Source organism: Planktothrix sp. FACHB-1355, from assembly GCF_014748295.1.
Classification (GTDB): Bacteria; Cyanobacteriota; Cyanobacteriia; order Cyanobacteriales; family Aerosakkonemataceae; genus Aerosakkonema; species Aerosakkonema funiforme_A.
The window spans coordinates 1-3,548 of record NZ_JACJUP010000740.1 but is presented as its reverse complement, the minus strand read 5'-3'; the positions used below and the strand labels follow the sequence as shown (position 1 = coordinate 3,548).

Here is a 3,548-nt window from a genome sequence, read left to right as displayed (position 1 = left end):
ATTAACCAAAAAAATGGTATGGCGTTCGATTTGCAGCTTTGTTGGTCTACGAGGTTCATTTCCCATTTAGTTATATATCATATTTGCTGCCACTATTATAGTATAATAGGTTTGAGTTTAAAATTACTTGAGGTAGCCTGTGGACTTAGATTATTTAACCGAAATATACAGTTCTTTTGAACCATTTCAATCTCCGAAAAAAGAGGTTTATGTTGATTGCAAAGATGTGCGAGGCGGTTGGGAAGTGATCCGAGAATTGGGTCGTAAAATTACTCGATCCAAACAAGCAACCTGCCAACTTTACTCTGGACATAGAGGTGTTGGAAAATCTACAGAACTTTTACGATTAAAAGAATATTTAGAAGAAAAGAAGTATTTTGTGGTTTATTTTGCGGCAGATGATGAGGATATCGAACCTCAAGATGCTGAATATGCAGATATTTTATTTGCTTGTACGCGACATTTAGTAGAAACGGTTCATTTACAGGAACATAATCCTTTGGTGAACTGGCTAAAAGAACGCTGGGAATCTCTCAAAGATCTGGCGCTTACTGACATTTCATTAGATGGCTTGAATTTAGAGGGACAGATATCTCAGTTTGCCAAAATCACGGCTAGTTTGCGGGCGACTCCAGACAAGCGACGAGAATTACGCCAGAAGATTAATGCTAATACTCCATCTCTGCTGGAAGCATTAAATAGCTTTATCAAGGAAGCGCAAAAATCGTTGCCTGCCAATTATCGCAGCATCGTGTTAGTTGCTGACAATCTCGATCGAATTGTGGAGACTAAAGAAGAGGGAAAGCCTAGTAATTATGATGAGATTTATTTGAATCGGAGTGAAATTCTGCGCGGATTAGCTTGTCATGTTATTTATACTGTACCTATTGCGATGGTGTATTCAGGTAGAGCAACACAGCTTGAAGATAATTATGATAAACCTGATGTACTACCAATGGTGATGGTACGCAATCCAGATGGTAGCGAAAATCAAGCCGGATTAGGTAAAATGCGAGAGATTATCTGCCGTCGGGTTGAGGCGATCGATCCCAATTTAGCTAAAACTTTAGAAGGGCCGATCGCAGGACTAGATACTCCTGCCGTGTTTGATAGTCCCGATACATTGAAACTGCTTTGTTTGATGAGTGGCGGTCATGTGCGAAACTTGATGCAATTGATTCAAAAAGCGATCGAATCGATAGATGAGTTACCCATTACTGAGGAAGCGGCTATATGGGCAATTGAAGAGGCGCGGGAAACTTATCAAAGAACTATTCGAGAAAATGAGTGGGAGATTTTGGCAAGTGTTTCTAATTTGAAGCAAGCAAATAATAACGAGGAACACCTACAGTTGCTATTAAATCGGTGTTTGCTTGAATATCGGTATTATGAGAATCGAAAGTTACGAATTTGGCATGATGTTCATCCCCTCATTAAAGAAATTACAAAATTTAAGAATGCACTTGTAAAGGTTCAAGTCTTATGAATATTACCAAATCAGACAAAGTTTATCAGGCACTTCTGCGTTCCTTGAAGCGCAGAAAAGGCTTTGGGATTGTATTTGTCCAATGTTCGACAGCAGAAACAGCTAGGATAATTCAGCGCATACAGCAAGATTTACCCGAAAAAAAGTTTCGAGTTTTATCGCTACCACCACCGAACTATAAGCGAGATATATTCGGCAAGAAAACGCCACCCGTTGAAAATCTCTACGATATTGTGGTCAATCTTCCAGACCGAGAAAATATAAATATTCTCCTAATTCAAGGTTTAGAAAAGTCCCTAGAACCTTATATTAAACCTGGATATGGAGGAGATGGTAATTACTATAATCTCGATACAGTTCCTCCCATTCTGAGTCACTTAAATCAACGACGCGAAAAATTTAGAGATGATTTCAGTAACATTTGTTTTGTTTTTATTTTACCACTTTTTGCGATTACATACTTGATTCGTCGCGCCCCTGATTTTTTTGATTGGAGTACGGGGGTGTTTGCGATCGAATCCGAAGTTTTGGGAATGGAAAATTTAAATAGTGATTATGATTCGTTGGAACAAATTAAAAGATCGATCGCATACTTTCAGCAGTCTTTAGCTATTTGTCGAGAAATTGGCGATCGCCAAGGAGAAGCGAATTGTCTGAATAATATCGGCAATTCTTATCAATCTTTAGGACAGTTTGAAAAAGCGATCGCATTTCACGAACAGTCTTTAGCTATTTACCGTGAAATCAAAGATCGCCAAGGGGAAGCCAATTCTTTGGAAAGTTTAGGCAATGCTTACTACTCTCTAGGACAATACGAACAAGCGATTTGGCAAATATTACAGAAACAAGCAAAATCTCATCCCAATTGGCTACAGTTTTTAACAGAAGATGAAGCGAACCAAATAGGGCTAAATAGAGGCGCATATTTGGAACTTCCACCTCCATCAGAAATGCCGCCAACTATTCCCGTAAATAAGAAACTTTGGATGGCGATCGATCTAGAATACCCTAACTATCAATTGTTGTTGTTTAATCGCAGTAAACAGGGTACAGTTTTGTACTGTCCATCCTTCGGTTATGCGATCGATGCTATCATGGATAAACCGCCATTTTTGCTACCTCAAAAATATTCTTGGGCTGGTAAAACCGGGCAAAAGTTTATTTTTAAAGAAACGGGAAAGGAAGAATTTTTAGCAATTGTTTTGCAGAAACCTTTGCATTTACCTTGGTTGACTCCCAAACGAGAAGAAGCTTTACCAGAATGGAATGCTGAACGAATTAAGGAGTTATTTGAAGAATTAGAAAAGCAAGGTAATTGGCAGGTTTTTTATCAAACTTTTGAGGTAGTGGAATGAGAAAATGAAGCCCAGAAACCCGGTTTCTCAAAGAAACCGGGTTTCTAATTTCCTGCTTCATTATCTCCGAAAGTCACATCTTCATATAAAGCATCAATGCTAATGTGAAAATCAATGCTTGCTAAATGAATTTCGCTGCCTTGATTGTATGTTTGCAATACCCAAAAACCCTCGGCATTGCGACGGAAACATTCTACACGCTGGCGCTTTTGGCTAATTAAAACGTATTCTTGGAGGGTTTCTAATTGCTGATAGTCGGCAAACTTGTCACCTCGATCGAATGCTTCTGTTTTTTGGGATAAAACTTCGACAATTAAACAAGGATATTTTTTATGGTTTGGAAATGCTCGATCGCGTTCATCACAAGTTACCATCACATCAGGATAGTAAAAGATATTCGCTGTTTCAATAAATGCTTTCATATCCACCATATAGACACGGCAACCAGTACCTCGCACATGATTTCTTAACAATGAACCAAGATTGAGAGAAATGGTAACATGGGCATCATTTGCACCTGCCATTGCGTAGATTTTTCCATCAATATATTCGTGCTTGATGGGGCTGATTTCTTCTCCTGCTAGATAATCTTGAGGAGAAATGTAATCTTGGCTTCGATCGGCAATCATTGTTTTGGAAATAGAGTTACCATAAGATTATATCATTTAGGACTATAAACCGGGTTTCTGTATAGATATTTAACCCAA

Annotated in this window: 3 protein-coding genes; 2 read left to right on the top strand and 1 reads right to left on the bottom strand. The window is 38.6% G+C overall.

Going from position 1 to position 3,548, the window contains the following annotated elements:
- Positions 1 to 139 precede the first annotated feature (139 nt).
- Entirely contained in the window at positions 140 to 1,486 is a 1,347-nt protein-coding gene (locus tag H6S82_RS24060) for an AAA family ATPase (RefSeq protein ID WP_190460965.1), read from the top strand.
- Positions 1,483 to 2,841 carry a tetratricopeptide repeat protein gene (locus H6S82_RS24055; protein WP_190460967.1) on the top strand — a complete coding sequence of 453 codons (1,359 nt, stop codon included), beginning with the start codon at positions 1,483 to 1,485 and terminating at the stop codon, positions 2,839 to 2,841. The genes H6S82_RS24060 and H6S82_RS24055 overlap by 4 nt, the downstream gene beginning before the upstream one ends.
- 44 nt (positions 2,842 to 2,885) lie before the next feature.
- On the opposite strand, the gene H6S82_RS24050 is transcribed toward H6S82_RS24055, so the two are convergent.
- Positions 2,886 to 3,470, bottom strand: a complete 585-nt coding sequence (locus tag H6S82_RS24050; RefSeq protein WP_190460969.1) for a Uma2 family endonuclease — start codon at positions 3,468 to 3,470, stop codon at positions 2,886 to 2,888.
- Positions 3,471 to 3,548: the final 78 nt, after the last annotated feature.